The sequence below is a fragment of the Shimia sp. R11_0 genome, assembly GCF_017744035.1.
Lineage (GTDB): Bacteria > Pseudomonadota > Alphaproteobacteria > Rhodobacterales > Rhodobacteraceae > Shimia > Shimia marina.
In genome coordinates this window covers 288,103-312,144 of sequence record NZ_JAGHQY010000003.1, presented here as the reverse complement: position 1 = coordinate 312,144, position 24,042 = coordinate 288,103, and the positions used below count along the sequence as shown (strand labels likewise).

General features: G+C 59.0%; 25 protein-coding genes. 13 read left to right on the top strand and 12 right to left on the bottom strand.

From position 1 onward, the window contains the following. The first annotated feature begins 44 nt into the window (after positions 1–44). From putA to J7382_RS08415, 3 genes are read left to right on the top strand one after another with little or no spacing between them, the layout of a single operon-like run. On the top strand, positions 45–3,464 hold the full coding sequence (gene putA / locus J7382_RS08425; RefSeq protein ID WP_209068608.1) for a bifunctional proline dehydrogenase/L-glutamate gamma-semialdehyde dehydrogenase PutA: 3,420 nt from the start codon (positions 45–47) through the stop codon (positions 3,462–3,464). Positions 3,465–3,495: 31 nt separating this feature from the next. Further along, the gene (locus tag J7382_RS08420) at positions 3,496–4,242 is read left to right on the top strand and encodes a rhomboid family intramembrane serine protease (protein WP_209068607.1); all 747 of its coding nucleotides are present in this window, start codon (positions 3,496–3,498) and stop codon (positions 4,240–4,242) included. After that, complete coding sequence (locus tag J7382_RS08415; protein ID WP_209068606.1) at positions 4,239–4,607, top strand: GFA family protein; 369 nt, start codon at positions 4,239–4,241, stop codon at positions 4,605–4,607. The genes J7382_RS08420 and J7382_RS08415 overlap by 4 nt, the downstream gene beginning before the upstream one ends. A 61-nt stretch (positions 4,608–4,668) precedes the next feature. Here J7382_RS08415 and J7382_RS08410 read toward each other — a convergent pair whose 3' ends face one another. After that, complete coding sequence (locus J7382_RS08410; protein ID WP_209068605.1) at positions 4,669–5,460, bottom strand: inositol monophosphatase family protein; 792 nt, start codon at positions 5,458–5,460, stop codon at positions 4,669–4,671. A gap of 183 nt (positions 5,461–5,643) precedes the next feature. Between J7382_RS08410 and J7382_RS08405 the strand changes: the two genes are divergently transcribed. Beyond that, on the top strand, positions 5,644–6,684 hold the full coding sequence (locus J7382_RS08405; protein ID WP_209068604.1) for an NADP-dependent oxidoreductase: 1,041 nt from the start codon (positions 5,644–5,646) through the stop codon (positions 6,682–6,684). Between the two features lie 147 nt (positions 6,685–6,831). On the opposite strand, the gene J7382_RS08400 is transcribed toward J7382_RS08405, so the two are convergent. Beyond that, the gene (locus J7382_RS08400) at positions 6,832–7,866 is read right to left on the bottom strand and encodes a Hint domain-containing protein (RefSeq protein WP_209068603.1); all 1,035 of its coding nucleotides are present in this window, start codon (positions 7,864–7,866) and stop codon (positions 6,832–6,834) included. 152 nt (positions 7,867–8,018) lie between these two features. Beyond that, positions 8,019–8,924 carry a LysR family transcriptional regulator gene (locus J7382_RS08395; protein ID WP_209068769.1) on the bottom strand — a complete coding sequence of 302 codons (906 nt, stop codon included), beginning with the start codon at positions 8,922–8,924 and terminating at the stop codon, positions 8,019–8,021. A 98-nt stretch (positions 8,925–9,022) separates the two neighbouring features. Between J7382_RS08395 and metF the strand changes: the two genes are divergently transcribed. The 3 genes from metF to dtd all read left to right on the top strand — a co-directional run bounded on the left by metF (position 9,023) and on the right by dtd (position 11,035). Beyond that, positions 9,023–9,889: a methylenetetrahydrofolate reductase [NAD(P)H] gene (gene metF, locus J7382_RS08390; RefSeq protein WP_209068602.1), complete on the top strand. Its 867-nt coding sequence runs from the start codon at positions 9,023–9,025 to the stop codon at positions 9,887–9,889. A gap of 68 nt (positions 9,890–9,957) precedes the next feature. Continuing rightward, complete coding sequence (locus tag J7382_RS08385; protein WP_209068601.1) at positions 9,958–10,452, top strand: PaaI family thioesterase; 495 nt, start codon at positions 9,958–9,960, stop codon at positions 10,450–10,452. 148 nt (positions 10,453–10,600) lie between these two features. Continuing rightward, entirely contained in the window at positions 10,601–11,035 is a 435-nt protein-coding gene (gene dtd / locus J7382_RS08380; protein ID WP_209068600.1) for a D-aminoacyl-tRNA deacylase, read from the top strand. A 23-nt stretch (positions 11,036–11,058) separates the two neighbouring features. Here the strand turns inward: dtd and J7382_RS08375 are convergent, their stop codons facing one another. From J7382_RS08375 to dksA, 5 genes are all read right to left on the bottom strand, one after another. Further along, positions 11,059–11,394 carry a VOC family protein gene (locus J7382_RS08375; RefSeq protein WP_209068599.1) on the bottom strand — a complete coding sequence of 112 codons (336 nt, stop codon included), beginning with the start codon at positions 11,392–11,394 and terminating at the stop codon, positions 11,059–11,061. 100 nt (positions 11,395–11,494) lie between these two features. Beyond that, on the bottom strand, positions 11,495–12,013 hold the full coding sequence (locus J7382_RS08370; RefSeq protein WP_209068598.1) for an alkylphosphonate utilization protein: 519 nt from the start codon (positions 12,011–12,013) through the stop codon (positions 11,495–11,497). A gap of 27 nt (positions 12,014–12,040) precedes the next feature. After that, positions 12,041–13,531, bottom strand: coding sequence for a glycerol kinase GlpK (gene glpK, locus J7382_RS08365; RefSeq protein WP_209068597.1), 1,491 nt, complete (start codon positions 13,529–13,531; stop codon positions 12,041–12,043). 301 nt (positions 13,532–13,832) lie between these two features. Continuing rightward, complete coding sequence (locus tag J7382_RS08360) at positions 13,833–15,017, bottom strand: FAD-dependent oxidoreductase (protein WP_209068596.1); 1,185 nt, start codon at positions 15,015–15,017, stop codon at positions 13,833–13,835. A gap of 95 nt (positions 15,018–15,112) precedes the next feature. Next, positions 15,113–15,535: an RNA polymerase-binding protein DksA gene (dksA, locus tag J7382_RS08355; RefSeq protein WP_209068768.1), complete on the bottom strand. Its 423-nt coding sequence runs from the start codon at positions 15,533–15,535 to the stop codon at positions 15,113–15,115. A 184-nt stretch (positions 15,536–15,719) separates the two neighbouring features. On the opposite strand from dksA, the gene J7382_RS08350 reads away from it, so the two are divergent. From J7382_RS08350 to J7382_RS08330, 5 genes are all read left to right on the top strand, one after another. Then, a complete protein-coding gene (locus J7382_RS08350; protein WP_209068595.1) occupies positions 15,720–16,559 on the top strand; it encodes a MoxR family ATPase in 840 nt (279 codons plus the stop codon). 143 nt (positions 16,560–16,702) lie between these two features. Further along, positions 16,703–17,155 carry a GNAT family N-acetyltransferase gene (locus J7382_RS08345; RefSeq protein ID WP_209068594.1) on the top strand — a complete coding sequence of 151 codons (453 nt, stop codon included), beginning with the start codon at positions 16,703–16,705 and terminating at the stop codon, positions 17,153–17,155. Then, positions 17,155–18,516 (top strand): DUF2927 domain-containing protein, encoded by a 1,362-nt coding sequence (locus tag J7382_RS08340; RefSeq protein WP_209068593.1) that lies wholly within the window; start codon positions 17,155–17,157, stop codon positions 18,514–18,516. Before J7382_RS08345 ends, J7382_RS08340 begins: the two co-directional genes overlap by 1 nt. 6 nt (positions 18,517–18,522) lie before the next feature. Beyond that, positions 18,523–18,690, top strand: a complete 168-nt coding sequence (locus J7382_RS08335) for a hypothetical protein (protein WP_209068592.1) — start codon at positions 18,523–18,525, stop codon at positions 18,688–18,690. A gap of 6 nt (positions 18,691–18,696) precedes the next feature. After that, positions 18,697–19,881 carry a VWA domain-containing protein gene (locus tag J7382_RS08330; protein ID WP_209068591.1) on the top strand — a complete coding sequence of 395 codons (1,185 nt, stop codon included), beginning with the start codon at positions 18,697–18,699 and terminating at the stop codon, positions 19,879–19,881. A 35-nt stretch (positions 19,882–19,916) separates the two neighbouring features. On the opposite strand, the gene J7382_RS19935 is transcribed toward J7382_RS08330, so the two are convergent. Further along, a complete protein-coding gene (locus tag J7382_RS19935) occupies positions 19,917–20,138 on the bottom strand; it encodes a hypothetical protein (protein WP_247744910.1) in 222 nt (73 codons plus the stop codon). A 359-nt stretch (positions 20,139–20,497) separates the two neighbouring features. Here J7382_RS19935 and J7382_RS08320 point away from each other — a divergent pair, with 359 nt between their 5' ends. Beyond that, positions 20,498–21,190, top strand: a complete 693-nt coding sequence (locus J7382_RS08320; protein WP_209068589.1) for a M48 family metallopeptidase — start codon at positions 20,498–20,500, stop codon at positions 21,188–21,190. Between the two features lie 101 nt (positions 21,191–21,291). On the opposite strand, the gene J7382_RS08315 is transcribed toward J7382_RS08320, so the two are convergent. From J7382_RS08315 to J7382_RS08305, 3 genes are all read right to left on the bottom strand, one after another. Continuing rightward, positions 21,292–21,843: a PIN domain-containing protein gene (locus tag J7382_RS08315; protein ID WP_348540017.1), complete on the bottom strand. Its 552-nt coding sequence runs from the start codon at positions 21,841–21,843 to the stop codon at positions 21,292–21,294. 7 nt (positions 21,844–21,850) lie between these two features. Next, on the bottom strand, positions 21,851–23,062 hold the full coding sequence (locus tag J7382_RS08310; RefSeq protein WP_209068588.1) for a class I SAM-dependent rRNA methyltransferase: 1,212 nt from the start codon (positions 23,060–23,062) through the stop codon (positions 21,851–21,853). Between the two features lie 73 nt (positions 23,063–23,135). After that, on the bottom strand, positions 23,136–23,837 hold the full coding sequence (locus J7382_RS08305) for a DUF6778 family protein (protein ID WP_209068587.1): 702 nt from the start codon (positions 23,835–23,837) through the stop codon (positions 23,136–23,138). Positions 23,838–24,042: the final 205 nt, after the last annotated feature.

Genomic DNA, 24,042 nt, shown 5'->3' with positions numbered 1-24,042 from the left:
ACCAAATCAAACGAGATATATTAACAAAAAACCTGGAGAGAAAAATGACAAACGCGCGCGGTCTGATCGACACCACAACTTATTGCAACGAAGAGACCCTGCTGGAGCAGTTGATCCAAAGTGCCGATCTGAGTGAACAAGACCGCAAGATGATTGGCGCATCAGGCGCAGATCTGGTCACAAAAATCCGCTCCGAAACAAAGCCAGGCATGATGGAAGTCTTTCTTGCCGAATATGGCCTCTCCACCAACGAGGGCGTCGCGCTCATGTGTTTGGCAGAGGCGCTTTTGCGGGTCCCAGATGCCGAAACCATCGACGCGTTGATCGAAGATAAGGTCGCCCCCTCAGATTGGGGCAAACACCTTGGTCAATCCTCTTCTTCTCTTGTGAACGCCTCAACATGGGCTTTGATGCTCACCGGCAAAGTGATGGATGAAAGCAATGCTGGCCTGATCGGCACGCTGCGCGGTGCCGTCAAACGCCTCGGTGAGCCCGTGATCCGCACGGCGGTGGGGCGCGCCATGAAAGAAATGGGCCGCCAATTCGTGCTCGGAGAAACCATCACCTCCGCCATGAAGCGCGCCGCCGATATGGAGGAAAAGGGCTACACCTACTCCTACGACATGCTGGGCGAAGCGGCCAAAACAGATGCCGACGCGATGCGCTATCATCTGGCCTATTCGCGGGCTATCACCGCCATTGCCACCGCCTGCACCCACGAAGACATCCGGGCCAACCCCGGCATCTCTGTAAAACTCTCCGCGCTGCACCCGCGCTATGAAGTCGCCCAAAGTGAGCGCGTCATGGAAGAGCTGGTGCCACGCCTGCGCTCGCTGGCGTTGCTGGCAAAATCTGCGGGCATGGGGCTCAACATTGACGCCGAAGAAGCCGATCGGCTTGCGCTCTCCATGGATGTGATTGCCACGGTTCTGGCCGAACCCGCTTTGGCAGGCTGGGAAGGCTTTGGCGTGGTGGTACAAGCCTACGGCAAACGTGCAGGGGCCACGCTGGATTACCTCTATGAGCTGTCCCAGACACTTGATCGCAAGATCATGGTCCGCTTGGTGAAAGGCGCCTATTGGGACACAGAAATCAAACGCGCACAGGTGGAGGGGCTGGAGGATTTCCCGGTCTTCACCTCCAAGGCGGCAACCGATGTCTCCTATATTGCCAACGCGCGCAAACTGCTGGGCATGACCGATCGCATCTACCCACAGTTTGCCACCCACAACGCCCACACAGTCGCCGCCATCCTGCATATGGCAGAGGACAAAACCGTCTTTGAATTCCAACGTCTGCATGGCATGGGCGAAGCGTTGCATGATCTGGTGCTGACAGGCGAAAACACCCGTTGCCGCATCTACGCTCCAGTGGGTGCCCACCGCGATCTGCTGGCCTATCTCGTCCGCCGCCTGCTGGAAAACGGTGCCAACAGCTCCTTCGTGAACCAGATCGTGGATGAAGACGTGCCCGCCACCGAAGTGGCCAGCGATCCCTTTGAAACCGTCAACGCCGCGCAGGCCAGCCTCACCACAGGCCCTGACCTGTTCCTGCCAGAGCGTGTCAATTCCAAAGGGTTCGACCTCACAGATCAGCCCACGCTGGCCACCATCAAAGTGGCCCGCGCACGGTTCCGCAACGCCACATGGACAGCTGGGCCCCTTCTGGCAGGTGCCACCGCGCCCGAAGCCCCGATCGCGGTGACCAACCCCTTCCTGCCTACCGACAGCCCCGGCACCGTGGCCCATGCCAGCGCAGCTGATGTGGAAACCGCGCTGTCATCCGCAACACCTTGGGCAGCGGCACCTGCTGAGCGCGGTGAAATCCTGAACAAGGCCGCTGACCTCTATGAAGCCAACTTTGGCGAGTTGTTTGCCCTTCTGGCACGCGAAGCAGGCAAAACGCCCAATGATGCGGTCGCCGAATTGCGCGAAGCGGTCGATTTCCTGCGCTACTATGGGGCCAATGCGCCGCAAACCCCACCGGCGGGCCTGTTCACCTGTATTTCCCCGTGGAACTTCCCGCTGGCCATCTTCACCGGGCAAATCTCTGCCGCTCTGGCGGCTGGAAACGCGGTGCTCGCCAAACCTGCGGATCAAACACCGCTGATCGCCTTCCGCGCGGTGCAACTGCTTCATGAAGCGGGTGTCCCCTCCTCTGCGCTGCAGCTCCTGCCCGGCTCTGGTGCGCTTGTTGGGGCCGCGCTCACCTCTGATGCGCGTGTGAACGGCGTGGCCTTCACAGGTTCCACAGCAACCGCACAGCGCATTCGCAAAACCATGGCTGAAAATCTCACCCCCGGCGCACCCTTTATTGCCGAGACCGGCGGCCTGAATGCCATGATCGTGGATTCCACCGCCCTGCCAGAGCAGGCTGTGACCGCAATTGTGGAAAGCGCCTTCCAATCTGCCGGGCAACGCTGTTCGGCCCTGCGCTGCCTTTATGTCCAGGAAGACATCGCCGACAATCTGCTCGACATGTTGAAAGGCGCGATGAAAGAGCTGACGCTAGGGGATCCTTGGAGCCTCTCTACCGACAGTGGCCCGGTGATTGATGTCGCCGCGCAAACCTCCATCGCCGATCATATCGCCGTGGCCCAATCCGAAGAACGCGTGCTGTATCAGATGCCCACGCCGCAAACCGGAACCTTCATTGCGCCGACCTTGATCAAGGTGAATGGCATCGCCGATCTGGAGCGCGAGATCTTCGGCCCGGTTCTACATGTCGCCACCTTCAAGGCCAGCGATCTGGATGCCGTGATCGACGCCATCAATGCCACCGGCTATGGGCTGACCTTTGGCTTGCAAACCCGCATCGACGACCGGGTGCAACATGTCTCTGATCGCATCGCGGCGGGCAACATCTACATCAACCGCAACCAGATCGGGGCCATCGTCGGCTCCCAGCCCTTTGGCGGCGAAGGTCTGTCTGGCACCGGTCCAAAGGCGGGCGGGCCGCACTACCTGCCCCGCTTTGCCAAAGTTACCCCACAATTGGGCGGCAAATGGGACACAGAGGTCGCGGCCCAACATCTGCAAACACAGATTGATCAGGCAATGGCGCAACCCGTGGCGCAGAGCACGCTCACCCTGCCCGGACCAACCGGCGAATCCAACCGCCTGACCACCTATGCCCGCCCTCCGCTGCTCTGCATGGGGCCCGGCGCGGACACTGCCGCAGATCAGGCCGCCAAAGTCACCGCACTTGGCGGACGCGCGGTGGTGGCAAGCGGCGCTCTGGCTGCGGAGGCTCTGACCACATTGAACGGGTTTAGCGGCCTGCTCTGGTGGGGCGATGCGGCAACCGCGCGCAGCTACGAGCAGGCGCTGGCAGAACGCAGCGGGCCGATCTTGCCGGTCATCACCGGCCTGCCAGACGCCGCGCGCGTGGTAGGAGAGCGCCATGTGTGTGTCGATACAACAGCCGCAGGTGGGAACGCAGCCCTTCTCAGCGGTGCCGGTTGACCTCCCCGGCAAATAAGCCCAGCTTGGCGGCATGTTTCCGATCAGAGATCACAACCCGTCAGGCCGCACCCCCTATGTTGTTTATGCGCTCATTGCGCTGAACATCCTGATCTTCCTGAGTTATCAGCCCATTATGGGCGATGATTACAGGTTGGCACTGTTCTTTCAGGACTGGGCGCTGCTGCCTGCCGAAGTGACAGAGGGGCGGCGCCTGCATGGGCTGTTCACCTCCATGTTCCTGCATGGCGGATGGATGCATCTGGCGGGCAATATGCTGTTCCTGTGGATCTTTGGCGACAACCTCGAAGATGAGATGGGCCATCTTGGCTTTCTCGTCTTCTACCTGCTCTCTGGTCTGGGCGCAGACGTCGCACAGATCGCGGCAAACCCTGACAGTCTGATCCCCATGGTCGGTGCCTCCGGTGCCATCGCCGGGGTGATGGGGGGCTATCTGCTGCTCTTTCCCAAAGCGCGCGTCGACATCTTCCTGTTCCTGATCATCATCTTCCGAATATTCACGGTCCCTGCCTGGATCATGCTCGGGCTTTGGTTTGGCCTACAACTGTTCAACGGCCTCCTGTCAAATCCGGAGGCCGGCGGCGTGGCACATTGGGCTCATGCAGGCGGCTTTGTCTTTGGCGCGCTGCTCACCCTGCCGGTCTGGCTGCGCCGTGGTGGTGCGCATTATTGGCAGGAAACCCATGGCCACCCGCCACACCCTGAAGCAAAATACCGCCTGTCCCAAAGCTCCATCCCCCGCGTAAGGAGACGCAGATGACCCAGAAACTGACCTGCCACTGTGGCTCCGTGGAACTGCGCGTGCGGCTGGCCGAACACCCCAGCAAAGCACGCATGTGTGATTGTTCCTTCTGCCGCCGCCGCGCCGTTCCAAATGTCGACGTGGCGCTGGACGATCTCACCATCGTCAAAGGCCATGAAAGCCTGACACTCTACACCTGGGGATCAGGCACGGCCAAACACTATTTTTGCCGCAATTGCGGCATCTACACCCATCATCAAAGGCGCTCCAATCCAAACGTCTATGGCGTCAACATCGGCGCATTGGAGGGCGTGAACCCGGCAGACTATGCGCCCTTTGGCTGGGTTGACGGGATCAACCACCCTTCAGACAGAAAAACCTGACCACATGGGGCCAGGTTTCTCAATCTCACAGGAGGCAAGCGCCTTTATCGGCGCTGAAACGTCACCCGTTGCGCACAACTTTCGCAAAAGTTGAGAAAATCGGCTCATTGGCCACAAGCACATTGCCGTCTTCCAGAAGATCCCCATCAGGATCAATCGGCTCAACCAGCGCGCCTGCCTCTTTCGCAATCAACAGCCCGGCCGCCACATCCCAGGATTTCAGGTTACGCTCCCAGTATCCCTCATAGCGACCTGCCGCCACATAGGCCAAATCCAGCGCCGCAGATCCAAAGCGGCGCACACCCGCCGTGGCAGGCAACAGGCGCGCGAGATCCTGCAGGGTTTCCGGCAGATCCGCACGGCCGCCAAATGGCAGCCCAGTGGCAAAAATCGACTCAATCATGCGGTGACGGCCTGACACACGCAGACGCAGACTGTCGTTCAGCCAGGCACCTTCGCCACGTTCCGCATAAAACATTTCATCCTTGGCAGCGTCAAAAACAACACCGGCAACAATTTCACCCTTGTGCTCCAGCGCGATGGAAATCGCCCAATGCGGCAAACCATGCAGGAAGTTGGTGGTGCCGTCCAGCGGGTCCACGATCCAGCGGCGGGTCGGGTCTTTGCCCGCGATTTCACCACCCTCTTCGGCAATCCAGCCATAGGTTGGACGCGCGCCAAGCAGTTCTTCTTTCAGGATTTTCTCCGCTGCGATGTCGGCACGGCTGACAAAGTCGCCTGCCCCCTTCATCGACACCTGAAGGTTTTCAACTTCCCGGAAGTCCTTGACCAGTGACCGGCCCGCTTTGCGGGCGGCCTTCATCATGATATTCAGATTTGCGCTGCCCGGCATGGCACGGCTCCTTTTGGCTCAGAGCGCGCGTATACGCTCGTAATCCCTTTTTGCCAAGGCCTTATAGGGCTTCTCACACGGCTTGTGAAACGCGGCGTCACAAAACCACGCAAAAAAGCCCACAGCCTTGCCAGCCTATCCCCCGCCCGCCAAGCTCTCATCAAAGAGCTGGAGGATATGAGTATGACTGAGAAGATGCAGCGAATGGTTTTGGCAAGCCGCCCCACAGGCATGCCTCAGGACGAAAACTTTCGCTTGGAAACCGACGACTTACCAGAGATCGGCCCCAATGAGGTCTTGGTGCGCACCCACTACATGTCGCTTGATCCTTACATGCGCGGACGCATGGATGATGCCAAATCCTACGCAGCACCAGTTCCCATTGGCGGCACCATGGAAGGCGGCGCCGTCGGAGAAGTCATCACCTCAAACCATCCCAAATTTGCGCCTGGTGATTTTGTCTTTGGCATGTTTGGCTGGGCCACACATGGGGTGGCAAAGGGGCAGGATATTCAAAAACTGGACCCCACACTTGCCCCCATCACAACCGCACTTGGCGTGTTGGGCATGCCCGGCTTCACCGGCTGGTTTGGCCTTATGGAATACGGCAGGCCCAAAGCTGGCGAAACTTTGGTTGTGGCAGCGGCCAATGGGCCTGTTGGCTCGATGGTTGGGCAGCTCGGCAAAATCCATGGTCTGCGCGTAGTCGGAATCGCCGGCGGCGCAGAGAAATGCAAAACCGCAACAGAAACCTATGGGTTTGACGCCTGCATTGATCACCGCGCCTATGAAACCGCGCGCGATCTGCGCCACGCCCTCAAAGAGGTCTGCCCGGATGGGATCGACATCTACTTTGAAAATGTTGGCGGCAAAGTTCTTGATGCGGTGTTGCCGATGATGAATCCGCATGGGCGTATCCCCCTTTGCGGCATGATTGCCTGGTACAACGCCGGAGGTCTGGGCGCGGATGCCGCGATGGAAGCGCTGACCGGACCACGCCTGTGGCGCACCATTCTGGTCAATTTCCTCTCTGTAAACGGGTTTATTATCTCCAACCACTTTGACCGCTATGGCGATTTCCTGCGCGAAATCGCCCCGCAATTGGCGGCCGGCAAAATTGCCTATACCGAGGATATCGCTGAGGGTTTGGAGAACGCTCCGGCAGCCTTCCGCGCCCTTCTAAGCGGCGGCAATAAAGGCAAACAGATCGTCAAGCTGATCTAGTCTCAAGCCATATGGATGTTTCAGCACCCTTGCTGAACCTAAAAGTTTGACCGCCGCGCCAAATGATCATGGACGCGACGGTCAAGCATTCGAACGTACGAGGTAAAACCGTTCGAAATTCAAAATATGTGATGATGATGTCAGATGTCAGCCTGCCAGAAGCCGGGCTTCCTGCACCTTCAAAGACGGGCGCGCCTCGTCCCCATAGCTGTGCAAACCTTCGCTGACCAATTCCGGAAACAGATCATAGATTTCTTTCTGCACCGCCTCTGTCATGCTGTTCAGCCCCTGCTCACCGGGCATGAAGCTCTCGCTGGGAATACCGCCGCCATAGATGATTTCGTGGCAATCAAACAGCAGATGCACATAGGTGACATCGCCACCGGAAATTTGCCGGATGGTCTCTCCATTCAACAGGCTGATGGCAGGCACCAGCGCCTCTATCTCCCCAAAATGCATTTCAACACGCCAGCCGCTGAGCATCATGCGATGATGCGGGGACACCATGAGCGGCACATCATTGCCCAAGGCACCTGCCTCAAAACGCACAGGCGCCAGAGCGCCGGTGCCCGACACGGTCCGTTGGCCAATCCACCGCAAAGGGCGGAACCCGTGGTCCATCGTCAGAACCATGTCACCGGGCACGAGATCTTCGACCGCAATTTCACCCCCCTGAGTGATGATGCGCGTCCCTTTGACAAAACATGGCACAAAATCCCACTCTTCCCGCGCCGCGTTCAGACCGGAAAACTGATTGCCCAACAGACGATCGAGGGAAACCGACTGAATGGGCTTTGAATTCAGAAGCCTCTGATCCGCATTGTCCGAAAACTCCGGCGCGAGATAGGCATTGCCGTTCAAATCCTGAAACACGACAGCTGAATAGGTGCCGGTGGTGCCATCCACAAATGTAACGGTCGCACTGTAAACCGAGGTGCCATCAAAGGTCTGCGCCGCACCGCCATCCACACTGAACTGATCATTCGGGCTGTTGTTCATATTGTAGAACCCGCCCACATTGCCAACTGCGGAAACTTCAACAAAGTCATTCACGAGAGCGGCGCCGGGGCCGCCAAATGTCATCCCAACCAACGCGGAGGCGTTCTCTGCCGTGAAATTGCCCTCATTGGTATCAATGTCGGCCAATTGACCTATCGAAATGGCATTGAATGTGGTTCGCATAGGTACCTTTGAGGTCCCGCTTCGGAACAGCAGTGTGCTGTACTGACAGAGAGATCCCCACCCCCTAGAAGTTTCGACGTGCCGCCAGCACATGGAGGCTGGCGTTCGGAAACACTAGGGGGAGAATCTTCACAAATGGCTCACAAAAAAGATTAAGCGGATTGCAGCCGACGAGCTTCCTTACCAGCCAGCGCAATTAGGTCCTGCATGTAAGGCTTATCGAGATCCTCATCGCGGGTCGCTGCAAAAAGCTGACGGGTCAACCCATCCGCGGTGAGCGGTCGCGTGACATAGTCAGAGGAATATTTCACTTCCCGCACCACCCAATCCGGCAGCACAGAGACCCCACGGTTGGACGCCACAAGCAACAGAATAACCGCCGTCAATTCCGCCTGCCGCACAGCCCCCGGCTCCACCTTGGCTGGCGTCAGCAATTGCGAAAACACATCCAGTCGGGACCGCTCGACCGGATAGGTGATCAGCGTCTCGCCACGAAAATCTTCGGCATCCACAAAAGGCTTCTGCGCAAGGGGATGCTGTGCGGAGGCCACAAAGACCGGCGCATAATCAAACAGATGGCTAAAAGACACCCCGGGCAGGTTTTCCGGGTCCGAGCTGACAACCAGATCCACCTCTTCTTTTTGCAAAGCGGGCATCGCGTCAAAGGCCAGCCCGGGGCGGATGTCCACATCCACATCCGGCCAGTTCTTGCGAAACTGTTCCAATACCGGAAAAAGCCACTCAAAGCAGGCGTGGCATTCAATCGCGATATGCAAGCGCCCGGAGCGCCCATCGCGCACCCCATTGAACTCCGCCTCAAGCTTTTCCACTTCCGGCAAAACCTGATTGGCCAGTCGCAACAGACGCAACCCCGCCGCTGAAAGCTTCATCGGCTTGGAGCGGCGCACAAACAGCTCGACACCGGCCTGCTCTTCCAACCCTTTGACCTGATGGGACAAAGCCGATTGTGTGATGTTCAACTGCTCGGCAGCACGAGCCAGACCGCCACATTCATGAATGGCGCGCACCGTACGCAGATGACGAAACTCAATGTGCATCTTCATATGGGACTCATGACCTTCTTGAGTATTATGAATTTGCGTAAAGATGCCACACGTGAGACATGAGGGCAACCGCAAGTTACAGGATGCCGATCATGACCACGCCTCAAGTTTCTTTTGAATTCTTTCCGCCGCAGTCTTTGGAAGCCTCCTTTCGGCTGTGGGATACCGTTCAAACCCTTGCGCCACTTGATCCACGCTTTGTCTCCGTGACCTATGGCGCTGGCGGCACAACGCGCGATCTCACACGCGAAGCCGTGGCCACGTTACACAAATCTTCCGGCCTCAATGTGGCCGCCCATCTGACCTGCGTGGACGCCTCAAAGGCAGAAACCCTGCAAATCGCCGAAGACTTTGCGCAGGCCGGCGTGTCAGAAATTGTCGCATTGCGGGGGGATCCCCCCAAAGGCAGCGCTGGATTTACCCCCCATCCCAAGGGATTTGCCAATTCGCTTGAGCTGATCTCCGCTCTGGCAGATACGGGCAAATTCACGATCCGCGTGGGCGCCTACCCCGAGGTCCACCCAGAGGCCACAGACATGGCCGCCAATGTCGACTGGCTCAAGCGCAAGATTGAGGCCGGTGCCAGCGAAGCCATCACGCAGTTTTTCTTTGAGGCAGAGACCTTCCTGCGGTTCCGCGACGCCTGCGCCGCCGCTGGCATCACCGCCCCTATTTTGCCCGGCATCCTGCCGATTGAGAATTGGAAAGGTGTGCGCAATTTCGCCGCCCGCTGCGGCACCTCCGTGCCCAACTGGCTGATCAATGCCTTTGAAAAGGCCGAACGCGACGGGCGTGAGGACCTTCTGGCCACCGCAGTCTGCACAGAGTTGTGCTCTGACCTGATGGACGAAGGCGTCGATGCGCTGCACTTTTACACGCTCAATCGCCCGGAACTGACCCGTGATGTCTGCCACGCGCTTGGCGTGACCCCATCGGTGCGCCTGCAAAACGTGGCGTAAAACACGCTCCCTCCCCTTGCAGTATCATGGGATATGCGGCTCTATTTCACTTGTTAAAGGAGCCCCCCATGACACAGCACCACTTCGCGCAATCGCTAGAGGATCTGGCAACATTTGACACCATCCTCTCCATGAGCGGGTTGGCCTTTATGCAGGCGATCATCAAAGGCGACCTGCCCGGTGCGCCAATTGGCAAAACCATGGGATTTGTGCCCATCCATGCGGAGCATGGCAGCGTCACATTTGAGGGCACGCCACAGTTTGATGTGCTCAACCCCATTCGCACCGTCCATGGCGGCTGGTACGGCACGGTTCTGGACAGCTGCATGGCCTGCGCGGTGCAGACCACGCTTGCCGCAGGCCAGATTTACACAACGCTCGAATATAAAATAAACATCCTCCGCTCCATCCCGCCCGGCATGACGGTGCACGCAATCGGCAAAGTGCAACATGCCGGTCGCTCAACTGGCATCGCCAATGGCGAGATCCGCGGCGTGGAAGATGGCAAACTCTACGCCACCGGTTCCACCACCTGCATCATCATGAACGGACCGCGCAAGTAGTGTCATCTCGGTGGCTCAGCCAAGGCTGAGCCTGCGGGCTGCGCCCACGCCACAGCACAGCTGTGTCGATTAAAGGGGATCTGAGGGCGCATACGGGGCTTGAGATTGGCGTCCCTCTGGCGCAGGCTGCGCCCAAAAGGAGGGCGCAATGCGGGCCGTAATACAACGAGTAAGCGAAGCACAGGTACGCGTGGACGGCACGGTCATCGGGCAATGCGGTCCCGGTCTGATGGTGCTGGTCTGTGCCATGCAGGGGGACACCGAAGCGCAGGCGCAAAAACTCGCCCAGAAAGTCGCCAAATGCCGGATCTTTCAGGATGAAAACGGCAAAATGAACCGATCAGTGATCGACGTGGGCGGCAGCGCTCTGGTGATCAGCCAGTTCACGTTGAGCGCAGACACGCGCAGCGGCAACCGCCCCGGCTTTTCCACAGCCGCCCCACCGGAAGACGGCAAACGGCTCTATGAACTCTTCGCACAACAGCTTGGGGCGCTCATCCCCGTGCAAACCGGTTCATTTGGCGCGGACATGAAAGTGTCGCTCATCAATGATGGGCCTGTGACAATCCCCATGGAGGTCTGACACCCTGCCCCTTCTGAGGATGTTCAGGCAGGGCACCAGACCGCCATATCGGTGCCTCCCGGCTCACGAAACTCAAAACGCGCGCCGCCGGGAAACTCAAAAACTTCTTTGGTAATTTCCGCGCCCGCGTCAGAGACCTGTTGATACGCCGCCGAAAGGTCATCTGTTTTCAGCACAATCAAAGGGGCCTTCGGGCCACTGCGCTCAATCCCGCCGCCAATGCCTGCGTTCTGAATGTCGCGATAATCCGGGCCGTAATTCACAAATTCCCAAGAGAAGGCCTTGCCGAAAAAACCTTCGGTGGCTTCCAGCTCGGCGCTGTAAAATTCAACGTAGTCTATTTCCAGAGTGAGGGGCATCTCGATGTCCTTTCCAAGAGCGCGCCCCACAAATGTTCCCGATTTGTACACTCACGTCAAGACAGCACATCGCCAACCCAAGCCGAGCCCTTTGAGGCCCTCAGCTCTTTTTGACAAACTTGGTCAGGATCACAATACGCTGGCTTTCCACGCGCCCTTCGATATGGGCCTCATTGTCCATCACCAAAGAGATATTGCGCACAGCCGTGCCCCGTTTGGCGGTAAACCCCGCGCCTTTGACCGGAAGATCCTTGATCAGCACCACCGTATCGCCCGCCGCCAACGCGGTCCCATTGCTGTCGCGATGCACAACCTCAGCGGCCTCAAGCCCCCCCGCTTCCGCCCAGGCCAGCACATCAGACTCCAGATAGGCCATGTCCAGAAGGTCGCGCGCCCATGGCGCTTCGGGCAAAGCCTTCAGCAAGCGCCATGCCAGCACCTGTTCGGCAGGCTCGGTGCTCCAGATGGCTTCGTGCAGGCATTGCCAATGCGGCCCATCCTCTGGCCCTTCTGCCACGGCTTTATTGCAAGTCGCACAGAGCGCCACCTGCACATCACGCGGCGCAACAGTCCCCAAATGCGCTTCAGGCGCCCCACACAGGCAACAGTTTTCTGACATGGAGCGCTCCGATCTTATGAAGACGCCTCACTCTGTCATGGAGAGCGTAGCGTCAATGGCTTTCTTCCAGCCCGCATAGCGGCTTTCCCGCCAGCCGTCATCCCGCAGGGGCACAAACTGGCATTCTTTTTCCCAGGTCGCGGCAAAGCCCGCCATATCCGGATAGACACCAATCTGCATCCCCGCCAGCCAGGCTGCGCCCTTGGCTGTGCTTTCGGCCACCACAGGCCGATCCACCGGCGCGCCCAGAATGTCTGACAGAAACTGCATCGCCCAGTCCGAGGCACTCATCCCCCCATCCACGCGCAGCACAGTGTCCCCCGTGCCGGCATAATCCGCCTGCATCGCATCCAGCAGGTCGCGGGTCTGAAAGCCCACGCTTTCCAGCGCCGCACGCGAGAACTCCTTCGGGCCTGATCCTCGCGTCAGCCCAAACACAGCACCACGCGCCTGCGGGTTCCAATAGGGGGCCCCAAGCCCTGTGAAGGCAGGCACCAAAATCAGCTCCTGTGCCGGATCGGCCGCATCCGCCAAGGCCGCCGTTTCTGCTGCGCCTTCGATGATGCCCAACCCGTCGCGCAGCCATTGCACAACCGCGCCAGCAATGAAAATGGCCCCTTCCAGCGCATAAGTGGGCTTGCCATCCAGCTGATAGGCAATGGTGGTCAGCAAGCGGTTGTGCGAGGTCACCGGCGTATCGCCCGTGTTCAAAAGCGCAAAACACCCGGTGCCATAGGTAGATTTCAACATGCCCGCCTCAAAACAGGCCTGCCCGATGGTGGCCGCCTGCTGATCTCCGGCCACGCCCCGGATCGGGATCGCCGCGCCAAAAATATCCGGATCCGTCGCGCCAAAGTCAGCGGCGCAATCCTTGACCTCTGGCAACATCGCCATGGGAATGCCCAGCAGGGCACAGATGTCCGGGCTCCACTGGCCTTTGTGAATGTCGTAAATAAGGGTGCGGGCGGCATTGGTGGCATCGGTGGCATGCACCTTACCGCCGGTGAGCTTCCAGATCAGATAGCAGTCCACTGTGCCAAACAGCAAATCCCCTGCATCTGCCGCTGCGCGCGCGCCCTCCACATGATCGAGGATCCATTTGACCTTGGTGCCCGAAAAATAGGGATCCAGAAGCAGGCCGGTGATGGATTGCACAAGCTCTGCATGACCCGCCGCTTTCAGTGCATCACAGATTTCTGCGGTGCGCCGGTCCTGCCAGACAATCGCATTGTGCACAGGCTCGCCGGTATGGCGGTTCCACACCAAAGTGGTCTCCCGCTGATTGGTGATGCCAATGGCATCCACGTCCTTGGCCGCAATCTTCGCCCGTGCCAGCGCGCCCGAACAGGTCTCCACCGTGGTGACCCAGATGTCCGCCGGATCATGCTCCACCCAGCCTGAATTTGGAAAATGTTGTTCAAACTCCAACTGCGCGCTGGCAATGGGGCGAATATCCCCATCAAAAACGATGGCGCGGCTGGATGTGGTGCCCTGATCGATGGCAAGAATATGTGTCATGACGGCCTCCCTGCGTATGTTTGCCGCGCACCCTACGCCGCTGAAACTGTTACCGCAATCATGAACAAGACCTCTCCACAGGGAAATTACTAATTTCTTCGTAGATGAGCGCCACCACCTCTATCCCGTCCCGTTTTGGCACCGTACATCACACTAGGTGAGACACGCCTCGCAAAGCGCATGCTTTGCGCCACGCCCAACAGCCTGTCAGCAGCTGGCTGCGTCAACAGGTTGGCGGGAGGACCACCACTCCCTGAGCAGAGGGCCGTGGACACGCGCCACTGCGCCAACACCGCAGGCTTCAGCCCTGCGTGACATCATGACGGTAGATCCAGTCAAACTGCCCCATCATGCGCGCAGGCGCCACTGACGAGGCCATGCGCAAGCCCATATGCGCAGCGCGGCGCAGCAGAGGATTAGACAGGTGGTATTTCCAGGCATTCTTACTGGCTGTGTCCACAACCCGCTTCACACGCGCCTCGCGGCGCCCCTGATAGCTGGCCAGACCAGCAGCAACCGTCTCCGCCTTGCTGAGCGCATCCACCAGCACCCAGGCATCCTCCATGGCCATCACCGCGCCTTGCGCCATGAACGGCAAGGTCGGATGCGCCGCATCCCCAAGCAACGCGCAGTGCCCCCCCTGCCAGACCGGCGCAACCGGATGCCGAAACAGCCCCCAGCGCCGCACCTCCTTCACCTCCGCCAACATGGGCTTCACTGTGCCACCAAAATCGGCAAAAACCGCCCGCAGATTGTCGGGGTCGTCCGGAATGTGCCAGCCTTCTTCGGCCCAACCGACCTGTTCCTGAACCGCGACAATATTGATCAAAGCGCCCGCGCGCAGCGGATAGCTCACCACATGACGCCGTGGCCCCATATGCACCCGCGCGACATTCGGATGATCAATCGTATTAGGTACGGTCGCCCGCCAAGCCACCTGCCGGGTGAAAAAGGGTGCCACGGTCCCATTGAGGGCCGGCCGCAGACGCGAATGCAGACCATCCGCCCCAATCACCAGATCGGCCTTCATCTCTGAGCCATTGGCCATCACCACACGCGGGCGCGCATGCCCCTCGCCCGCTGGCACAATGCTGTCCACCTTCTGCAGTAAAAGCACACGCACACCAGAGGCGCGCACTGCGGCAGCCAAACAGTCAATCAGGTCTGCACGATGTAAAAACAGATAAGGCGCCTGATCTTTCAGCAACGACAGATCCAGATGCGACACCATCGTCCCTGCCGCATAGTCACGCAACTCAACAGCCTGCGCCTTGACAGCGCGCTGCGCTACCTCAGCCTGCAGGCCCAGCGCCCGCAAGACCGCGCCGCCATTGGGGCTGATCTGAAGCCCGGCGCCCACTTCCGTAATCGCCTCAGCCTGCTCCAAAACACAGACCTGCGCGCCACGCTGTCTCAGCGCCAGCGCCGCGGTGAGCCCGCCGATGCCTGCGCCAATCACGCAGACCTTCTGTCTCGTCAAATCCATGTCAGCGGTATCTACAAAAAAACGCCGAGGCAAAAGCCCCGGCGCTGGTATTTTTTTAAGCAAAGTAAAAAAAGAGCCGTGACAAATGTCACAGCTCAATCATCACGGTGCACTTTTTCGCGACGCTCGTGGCGCTCCTGCGCTTCAAGGCTCATGGTGGCGATGGGACGCGCATCCAGACGCTTGAGCGAAATCGGCTCCCCAGTCACCTCACAATACCCGTATTCACCTTCATCAATACGGCGCAGTGCGCTGTCGATCTTGAGCACCAATTTGCGCTGGCGATCCCGGGTGCGCAACTCTAGCGCCCGGTCGGTCTCTTCGCTTGCACGGTCTGCGACATCCGGAATATTCCGTGTGCTGTCTTGCAGGCCTTCGATTGTGTCACGGCTGCCAGCCAGAAGTTCTTCTTTCCAGTTCAGCAGTTTGCGACGGAAGTACTCGATTTGCCGGTCATTCATGAACGGTTCATCTTCTGCGGGACGATAATCGTCGGGCAGGAAAGTTTCGGCTTTCATTTCTGCTCCCTCACCGTGGCTCACGTCCTTCGTGCTATTCAATTCAGACATGCAACCCCCCTTCTCTAACGCCAGCACTTACTCCCTTGAGGCGGGAATGTCACTACCTCTTAGTGGCACATTGCGGACAAAATATGTTCAGGATAGGGTCGCGCTGAAATTGAGGAACGGGCGGAGAATTTCCATGCAGTTTACTGGTACCAAAGATTACGTAGCGACAGATGACCTGACCGTAGCCGTCAATGCCGCCGTGGCGCTGGAGCGCCCGCTTCTGGTCAAGGGTGAGCCCGGCACCGGGAAGACCGAACTCGCCTTGCAGGTGGCCCAGGGTTTGGGCCTCAAAATGATCGAATGGAACGTGAAATCCACCACCAAGGCGCAGCAGGGGCTCTATGAATATGACGCTGTATCTCGCCTGCGGGACAGCCAGCTGGGCGATGAGCGCGTGCATGACATCTCCAACTACATCAAGCGCGGCAAACTCTGGGAAGCTTTTGACAGTGACGAGAAAGTCGTGCTGCTGATCGATGAGATCGACAAGGCCGATATCGAATTCCCCAACGATCTGTTGCAAGAACTCGATAAGATGGCCTTCCACGTCTATGAAACCGGCGAGACCGTCACGGCCAAACATCGCCCGATCATTATCATCACCTCCAACAACGAAAAAGAACTGCCAGACGCCTTCCTGCGGCGCTGCTTTTTCCACTACATCCGCTTCCCGGATATGGAGACCCTGAAAAAAATCGTGGCTGTGCACCATCCGGGCATCAAAGACGCTCTGCTGACCACGGCCCTCACACAGTTCTTTGAGATCCGCGAAACCGCGGGACTAAAAAAGAAACCTTCCACCTCTGAGGTGATTGACTGGCTGAAGCTTCTGCTGGCCGAAGACCTGAGTTCTGAGGATCTGAAGCGAGATGGCGCCAACGCCCTGCCCAAACTGCATGGCGCTTTGCTCAAAAACGAGCAGGATGTGCATTTGTTTGAGCGTCTTGCCTTCATGGCACGCTCCGGTCGCTGAGTTTGTAACCGGCCCTCAGAGACTTGTTTCTTGATCGAGGGCCGCGATTTCTGTCGACGACCACCGCATTCTTGCCCCAGTTCTCAGGCATGCTAGGCTAACAGCCAGCGCCGCTTGGCGCACAGGCACAGACAGGACAGACGATGACAGCCGCCATACCGCGCATTCGCCCCCTCAAAGCCACCGACGAAGCACAATGGCGTCACCTCTGGACCGGCTATTTGGCCTTCTATGAGACAACGGTGCCGGAAGAGGTCTACGCAAGCACTTTTGCGCGACTTCTGGGCGAAGATCCGCAGGATTTTTCCTGCCTTGTTGCTGAACAGGACGGCACATTGGTTGGCCTGACCCATTTCCTCTTCCACCGCCACGCATGGAAAATTGAAAACGTCTGCTACCTTCAGGATCTTTTTGCCGACCCCGCCGTGCGCGGCACGGGTGTGGGGCGCAAACTCATCGAAGCCGTCTATGCCGCCGCTGATGCAAATGGGGCACCATCGGTCTATTGGCTGACACAGGATTTTAACCAAACCGCACGCACCCTTTATGATCGTGTCGGAAAACTGACCCCTTTCATTCGGTATCAAAGGCCCTGATGTTTCGTTTCTTATTGCCATTTGTTTTTCTGGTCTCCGCCTGCGCCCCTGTGTGGGAGGGGGGGTCCACCACCCGTGCGGCCGTCTCTGAGGTCACCCTGCCGCCGGTCAAAGCCTTCTCCACACCCCGCCCTTTGCCGCCGGGCCGCTCCAACCGCGACATGGCCCGCGATTTTCTCGATCTCTCCTTTGAACTGGAAAGTGGCCGCAAACTGGCGCGCATGACCCGCTTTGAAGGCCCCATCACCCTGCGTGTCACCGGAACGCCTCCGGCGGGCATGATGAGCGACCTGCGCGCGCTCCTGACGCGCCTGCGCACGGAGGCGCGGATCAACATCACACAGACCACCTCCGCAACGGCCAATATCACCATTCAAGCGGTCTCTCGCAAAGACATCCGCAAAGCGCTGCCACAAGCCGCCTGCTTTGTGGTGCCCAATATTTCCGCGTTAAACCAATATCGCGCGGCACGACGCAGCGGTGCCGCCAATTGGGCGCTGCTGGAGAACCGCCGCCAGATTGCAATCTTTCTGCCCAATGACGCCAGCCCGCAGGAAACCCGCGATTGCCTTCATGAAGAGCTGGCACAGGCTCTTGGCCCGCTCAACGATCTCTACCGCCTGCCTGACAGCGTTTTTAATGACGACAACATTCATGCGGTGCTCACAGGCTTTGATATGCTGGTGCTGCGCGCCTATTACGATCCAAGCCTAACCAATGGCATGACCCGCGCCGAAGTGGCGCAACGCCTGCCCGCGATCCTGGCGCGCATCAACCCGCGTGGCGAACGGCTGTCCTCCAACCCGCTCCCTGCCACGCCGCGCAGCTGGATTGAAGCGGTGCAAACCGCGCTCGGCCCCGGCACCTCACAGATCGGCCGCCGCCTCGCAGCGCAAGAGGCGCTCAAGATTGCCCAGAACGAAGGCTGGCGGGATCACCGCCTGGGGTTTTCCCACTATGCGCTGGGGCGTCTGATTCAGGGGCAGGATCTGTCCCAAGCCTTCTTTCACTTCGCCGAAGCCGACCGCGCTTATCGCAGCGCAGACCCCTTCGGCCCTCATCGCGCCTATGTCTCCACCCAATTGGCCGCCTATGCCATCAGCGCAGGCCAAAGCCGCGAAGCCCTGAACATTCTCTCTCCGCAATTGCCCAAAGCCGCACAATTTGAAAACGCCGCCCTGCTCTCCACGCTCATGCTCTTGAAAGCCGAAGCGCTGGAGATGGAAGGCAAGCTGGAGGAGGCAGGTCAACTGCGGCTGGACAGTCTTGGCTGGGCAAGATACGGCTTTGGCCCGGACTGGGCCGTACGCGCAAAATTGCGCGAAATCGCCTCGCTCAGCCCGATCAAAGGGAGATCATAAGAGACGATGTTTGTGATTTTTGGCGCCCTGCTTGGCGCAATTCTCGGCGGCGCGCTCGCTGCAAAACGTGGCGGCAAAAGGCTCGACATCCTGCAATACGCCGTCGTCTACGCGATGATTTTTGCTATGCTGGGCCTGTTCATCACCCTCTTCGTCCATCGTATGTCTGTGTGATCCAAGATGTTTCTACCCTTCTTTGAAAACCTGCGAGCCGCCCGTGTGCCTGTGTCGCTACGCGAATTCTTAGGTTTTCTTGAAGGGCTGCGCGCGGGCCTTGCCACCTATGATGTGGAAAGCTTCTATTATCTGGCACGCACCATCATGGTGAAGGACGAGCGCAACATCGACAAATTCGACCGTGCCTTTGCCATGACCTTCGATGGTCTTGCCAACATCTCCGCACAGGATGTGCTGGAGGCCGTGGACATCCCCGAAGAATGGCTGCGCAAGATGGCCGAAAAACATCTCAGCGCGGAAGAAATGGCCGAGATTGAGGCCATGGGCGGCTTTGATAAGCTGATGGAAACCCTGCAAGAGCGCCTCAAAGAGCAGGAAGGCCGCCATCAGGGTGGCAACAAATGGATCGGCACCGCCGGCACCAGCCCCTTTGGTGCCTATGGCTACAACCCCGAAGGCGTGCGCATCGGCCAGAAAGAAAGCCGCCACCAGCGCGCCGTCAAAGTCTGGGACAAACGCGAGTTCCGCAATTTTGACGACACGATCGAATTGGGCACCCGCAACATCAAAGTGGCGCTCAAACGCCTGCGCCGCTGGGCCCGCGAAGGGGCCTCCGAAGAGCTTGATCTGGACAACACCATCCGCGCCACCGCCGAACACGGCTATCTGGATGTCAAAACCCGCCCCGAACGTCACAACGCTGTGAAAGTGCTGCTGTTTCTGGATGTGGGCGGCTCGATGGATCCGCATATCAAAGTGGTGGAAGAGCTGTTCTCCGCCGCCCGTGCAGAGTTCAAACATCTGGAATACTACTACTTCCACAACTGCCTCTATGAAGGCGTGTGGCGCAACAATCAGCGCCGCTGGAACGATCAGACACCTACCCATGAAGTTCTGCGCACCTATGGGCCGGATTACAAATGCATCTTTGTGGGTGACGCCTCTATGTCGCCCTATGAAATCGCCTATCCCGGCGGGGCCAATGAACATTGGAACCAGGAGGCCGGTCAGGTCTGGCTGGAACGCGCGCGGGATCAGTGGGCCTCCAATCTCTGGATCAACCCGGTTCCAGAAACCCACTGGCAATACACCCATTCCATCAGCATGATCCGCGAGATCTTTGAGGATCGCATGGTGCCCATGACGCTAGAGGGGCTGGAACGCGGCATGCGTGAGTTGACCCGCTAACAGCCTTCGGCGCGCTGCTCCGCCTTCATGCCTGCTCAATTCTGCGGCAATCGCTTCCCCGGCAGAGCCAGAACCTGCATCACAGGCAGTGCCAGCCCCACATAGCTGGCCACCGCACCGAGATGTTTTGGGATATTGTCCGTCACATCGCGCACACGCGTTCCATAGTAGATGTCACAAGACACCGGCGGCAGCGCCAGATCAGAAATCCTGTCTGAGGGCACAATATTGAACACCCCAAACAGGAGGCCCAACATCGGCTGGTCACAATGCCGACACACCCCACGCGATAGAGGCGACGGCCGCATGGTCTTGATCCACTTCAAACTGTCGGGCTCTTCCGCCCGCACTTGTCCTCGACGAAACAGCAAAGCATCCGCATAGTGCGCGCCATACACAGCCTGGCATTTTGTACAATGGCAGCGAAATCGCACACGCGGCGCCGCATGCAATTTGATGTGCGTCCGCCCACACTCACACGTTGTTTTTATATCCTTCATGCCCCACCCTAGGCAGCCGTTTCAAACAGCGTCAACATCCCACTCCGGGTGACGTAGAGACCCCCTGCCGCTTCACATAGCTTGCACCGCGCCGCCCTGAGGCCCATATCTCTCTCATGATCAAACTGACGCCCATTCTGCTGGCCCTTGTCATGGGGATTTTGACCTTCAGGTTTTCCGCATGGCGTACCAATAAAGAGCTGGCTGCAAAGTCATCGGAACTGGCAGATCCCACGCTCTCGCCGCTCATCGCGCGCATGGCTAAGGCGCTCGATTTGCCCCGCATCCGGGTGCACATTTATGAGATCGAGCCGGTGAATGGCCTCGCCGCGCCCGATGGCAAAATCTACCTCACCCGTGGCTTTTATCAAAAATATCGCGCAGGCGATGTCACGGCCGAGGAAATGGCCAGCGTCATTGCCCATGAGCTCGGCCATGTTGCCTTGGGCCATGCCCGCCGCCGCATGATTGATTTTTCTGGGCAGAACGCCCTACGCACAGCTCTGGCCATGGTGCTCAACCGTTTCCTGCCCGGCCTTGGCGCACTGCTCTCGGGGGCCGCACTATCTCTGCTGATGGCACGGCTTTCGCGCGCAGATGAATTTGAAGCAGATGCTTATGCCGCCGCCCTGCTGGTCAAATCAGGCATTGGCACCTCTGCGCAGAAAAGCCTCTTTGACAAGCTGGCCCATCTCACAGGTGCCCGCGGCGCCACCACCCCCGCCTGGCTGCTCAGCCACCCCAAAACCGAAGAGCGCATCAAAGCCATCGAAAAACTCGAAACGGACTGGGGCCTTAATAAGGTTTGAGCCTTCCTCTTGAGAAAAATATCCTAGGGAGTTACAGCCTGCTGTGACGGGGCAAAGCCCCCTTCTGACCGCACGCCTGCGCAGCAAGCGCCTCAGCAAGGTTACCCCGTAGCACTCACTGCCTTGGCCAGTTTGGGCAGGCGCGCTTTCTTCAGCAGCGCGCGCATCTCCCATGTGGCCCCGCTGAGCCGCTCCGCCTCTTGTCGCACCGCCTCACAGACCTGCGCCACTCCGTCCGGATCCTCGCCCCAGCACCCGCGTAACAGCTCATCGGGCGCAACCCGCAGAAGCCCTTCTTCGGCCAAAGTCTGACGTGGAAAATCTTTCGCGTTGACCGTGACAATCGCATCGCTGGAGCCTGCAATGGCCGCCGCCAGCACATGCGCATCATGCGGGTCAGGCAGAACAAGACGCGCCTCAAGCGAGGGCTTCCAGGTGACCGCCGCCTTGGGCCAGGCTGCCGTCAGAAGCGCGATCTCACTGCGTGCCTGCGGCTCCCCTGTGGGGCCAATCTTGCGCGCCGCCCGCGCCCATTCTTCCAAAATGCGGGCCGACCATTGCGGCTCAAACGCTCCTGTCGCTGCCACCCCCAACAGCACCTCCCGCATCACGGTCGGATAAAGCACGCAGGTGTCCAGCAGAAGACGTTTCACATCAGGCTCACAGACGGAAGAACAGGGATTTCAGATAACCACTTTCCGCAAGCTGCGGCATCAAAGGGTGGTCCGCCCCCGCAAAGCCGGTGTGCAAAAGCTGCGCATGCCGCCCTGCCCGGCCAATCCCGCGCAGGCTTGCGCCTCGAAAGCGTGCCACATCTGCGGCATGTGAACAGGAACACAAACCCAGATAGCCCCCCTCTGCCACCAGCGGCGCAGCCAGACGCGCCACGCGCTCATAGGCCCGCAATCCTTTTTCAAGCGCCGCTTTGGAGGGCGCAAAGGCTGGCGGATCACAAATCACCACATCAAACTGCGCCCCTTCTTCCTGAAGCGCTGTCAAAACCTCAAAGGCATCGCCCTTACGCGTGTCAAAACGCGCCTCCACGCCCGCCGCCGCAGCCCCCGCCTGCGCCAGTTCCAGCGCCGCCGCAGAGCCATCCACGGCCGTGGCATGGGCTGCACCACCGGCCAAAGCGGCCAGAGAAAACCCACCCACATGGGAGAATACATCCAAAACCTTTGCATCCTTGCAAAGCTGCGCAGCAAAAGCATGGTTGGGACGCTGATCATAGAACAGCCCGGTCTTCTGCCCTCCGGTCAGGTCAGCCATATATGTGGCACCATTCATCATAACCGGCACGGGGCTTTCCGGGGCCTGCCCGACCATGACCTCCATGCGCTCCTCCAGCCCTTCCAGACTGCGCGCGCGCCCGCTGCCGTTCATGATCACACAGGACACCCCGGTCACCGCCACCAGCGCCGCAACAAGCGGCTCAATCAACGCATCCGCCCAGGCGGCATTGGGTTGCACCACGCAAATCTCGCCAAAACGATCCACCACCACACCGGGCAGACCATCAGCCTCAGCATGGATCAGGCGGTAAAACGGGCTGGGATAGAGCCGCTCCCGCATCGCAAGCGCGCGGGCAAACTTCGCCTCAAACCACCCCTGATCCATCTGCGCGTCCAGATCGCGCTCCAGCATCCGACAGAAAATCTTACTGTGGCTGTTGGTGGCCACAAGCCCCATGGGTTCACGCTTGTCATCTTCCAGCACCGCAATGGTGCCCGGTGCCAGCGCTTTGGTGCGCCGATCGGTGACCAGCTCATTGTCATAGACCCAAGGAAACCCATGCCGGATGGCACGAGCATTGGCTTTGGGTTTCAGACGTACGACGGGGCGTTCAGACGCAGAAGAGGACGGCATAGACATGCCGCCCTCCTACTGTGTTCTTTGAGATCTGAAAAGCCCTGTTGGCGCCTCACACTCCCCTCTTGGGCCGCGTTCAGCTCTGTGCGGCCACCGAGGATGGAGCTGGGGGTGTGGCTGTCAGCTGCGTGCCAATCGGCTCCAACGGGCGAATAGATTGCGTGACGCCGCGCTCAGGGGCCACAAAACCCTCCGCTTTGGTCAGCTCTTCGCGCACGACCCGTGCCAGATGCTGGGTGATACGGTACTTCTGTGTCAGACCACGGGATTCCGCCACCACGGCCTTCTGCCCGCCATAGCCCACAAGGCTCGCCTTGATCGGCTTGGGGCCGCGCAGGACCACGCCGGTATCAGGGTCGATAATGGTCATGGTAAAGCTGATGGAATGCACGCCGCCCACGGTGTAGCGCGTTTTTTCCGTCAAAGCGTGAAAGCGGGTCACTTCGATCTCTACTTTCACCGGTTTGATCCCATCCAGCGGCCCCGCCCCTAAACGCAGGCTCTCTTCAAAAATGGCCTGCACCTGCTCATGGCGATCGCCATAAGCTTCACCGCGCCAGACGATATCGCCGCCCGGGTAATACATATTGGATTCCGACACCACGAGTGTCTTGGGTACAGAAACGTCAAAACCGGCCAACTGATAGGACGGCGCCGGCGCCACAAGTCCGCTGGGTGCGGCCTCATACGGCAGGTTCCGGCTCGCGGTTTCGACCGAGGCACAAGCGCTCACACCCAGCCCCAAAACCATCGCTGCGATCACACGTACTAAAGTCATTTCCCACTCCTCAGACCGTTTGGGTCTCTGTTAGTTCCATAGCCAAAATGCTGGCGAAATGGGGCGGGATTACGACAGCTGAGGGACCATTCGGGGGAATTGTTAAAGTTTTACTAAAACACGCCGCAACACGCTTGAGACATCAAGTTACGCCCAAAACACTTGCGGCTTAGGACCAAATGCCTGGCGTTTAATTGGCTGGGTT

Excerpts from the sequence above, each read along its gene's own strand:
- putA (WP_209068608.1), top strand. The coding sequence starts at position 45 with ATGACAAACGCGCGCGGTCTGATCGACACCACAACTTATTGCAACGAA.
- J7382_RS08420 (WP_209068607.1), top strand. The coding sequence starts at position 3,496 with ATGTTTCCGATCAGAGATCACAACCCGTCAGGCCGCACCCCCTATGTT.
- J7382_RS08415 (WP_209068606.1), top strand. The coding sequence starts at position 4,239 with ATGACCCAGAAACTGACCTGCCACTGTGGCTCCGTGGAACTGCGCGTG.
- J7382_RS08410 (WP_209068605.1), bottom strand. The coding sequence starts at position 5,460 with ATGCCGGGCAGCGCAAATCTGAATATCATGATGAAGGCCGCCCGCAAA.
- J7382_RS08405 (WP_209068604.1), top strand. The coding sequence starts at position 5,644 with ATGACTGAGAAGATGCAGCGAATGGTTTTGGCAAGCCGCCCCACAGGC.
- J7382_RS08400 (WP_209068603.1), bottom strand. The coding sequence starts at position 7,866 with ATGCGAACCACATTCAATGCCATTTCGATAGGTCAATTGGCCGACATT.
- J7382_RS08395 (WP_209068769.1), bottom strand. The coding sequence starts at position 8,924 with ATGCACATTGAGTTTCGTCATCTGCGTACGGTGCGCGCCATTCATGAA.
- metF (WP_209068602.1), top strand. The coding sequence starts at position 9,023 with ATGACCACGCCTCAAGTTTCTTTTGAATTCTTTCCGCCGCAGTCTTTG.
- J7382_RS08385 (WP_209068601.1), top strand. The coding sequence starts at position 9,958 with ATGACACAGCACCACTTCGCGCAATCGCTAGAGGATCTGGCAACATTT.
- dtd (WP_209068600.1), top strand. The coding sequence starts at position 10,601 with ATGCGGGCCGTAATACAACGAGTAAGCGAAGCACAGGTACGCGTGGAC.
- J7382_RS08375 (WP_209068599.1), bottom strand. The coding sequence starts at position 11,394 with ATGCCCCTCACTCTGGAAATAGACTACGTTGAATTTTACAGCGCCGAG.
- J7382_RS08370 (WP_209068598.1), bottom strand. The coding sequence starts at position 12,013 with ATGTCAGAAAACTGTTGCCTGTGTGGGGCGCCTGAAGCGCATTTGGGG.
- glpK (WP_209068597.1), bottom strand. The coding sequence starts at position 13,531 with ATGACACATATTCTTGCCATCGATCAGGGCACCACATCCAGCCGCGCC.
- J7382_RS08360 (WP_209068596.1), bottom strand. The coding sequence starts at position 15,017 with ATGGATTTGACGAGACAGAAGGTCTGCGTGATTGGCGCAGGCATCGGC.
- dksA (WP_209068768.1), bottom strand. The coding sequence starts at position 15,535 with ATGAAAGCCGAAACTTTCCTGCCCGACGATTATCGTCCCGCAGAAGAT.
- J7382_RS08350 (WP_209068595.1), top strand. The coding sequence starts at position 15,720 with ATGCAGTTTACTGGTACCAAAGATTACGTAGCGACAGATGACCTGACC.
- J7382_RS08345 (WP_209068594.1), top strand. The coding sequence starts at position 16,703 with ATGACAGCCGCCATACCGCGCATTCGCCCCCTCAAAGCCACCGACGAA.
- J7382_RS08340 (WP_209068593.1), top strand. The coding sequence starts at position 17,155 with ATGTTTCGTTTCTTATTGCCATTTGTTTTTCTGGTCTCCGCCTGCGCC.
- J7382_RS08335 (WP_209068592.1), top strand. The coding sequence starts at position 18,523 with ATGTTTGTGATTTTTGGCGCCCTGCTTGGCGCAATTCTCGGCGGCGCG.
- J7382_RS08330 (WP_209068591.1), top strand. The coding sequence starts at position 18,697 with ATGTTTCTACCCTTCTTTGAAAACCTGCGAGCCGCCCGTGTGCCTGTG.
- J7382_RS19935 (WP_247744910.1), bottom strand. The coding sequence starts at position 20,138 with ATGTTGGGCCTCCTGTTTGGGGTGTTCAATATTGTGCCCTCAGACAGG.
- J7382_RS08320 (WP_209068589.1), top strand. The coding sequence starts at position 20,498 with ATGATCAAACTGACGCCCATTCTGCTGGCCCTTGTCATGGGGATTTTG.
- J7382_RS08310 (WP_209068588.1), bottom strand. The coding sequence starts at position 23,062 with ATGTCTATGCCGTCCTCTTCTGCGTCTGAACGCCCCGTCGTACGTCTG.
- J7382_RS08305 (WP_209068587.1), bottom strand. The coding sequence starts at position 23,837 with ATGACTTTAGTACGTGTGATCGCAGCGATGGTTTTGGGGCTGGGTGTG.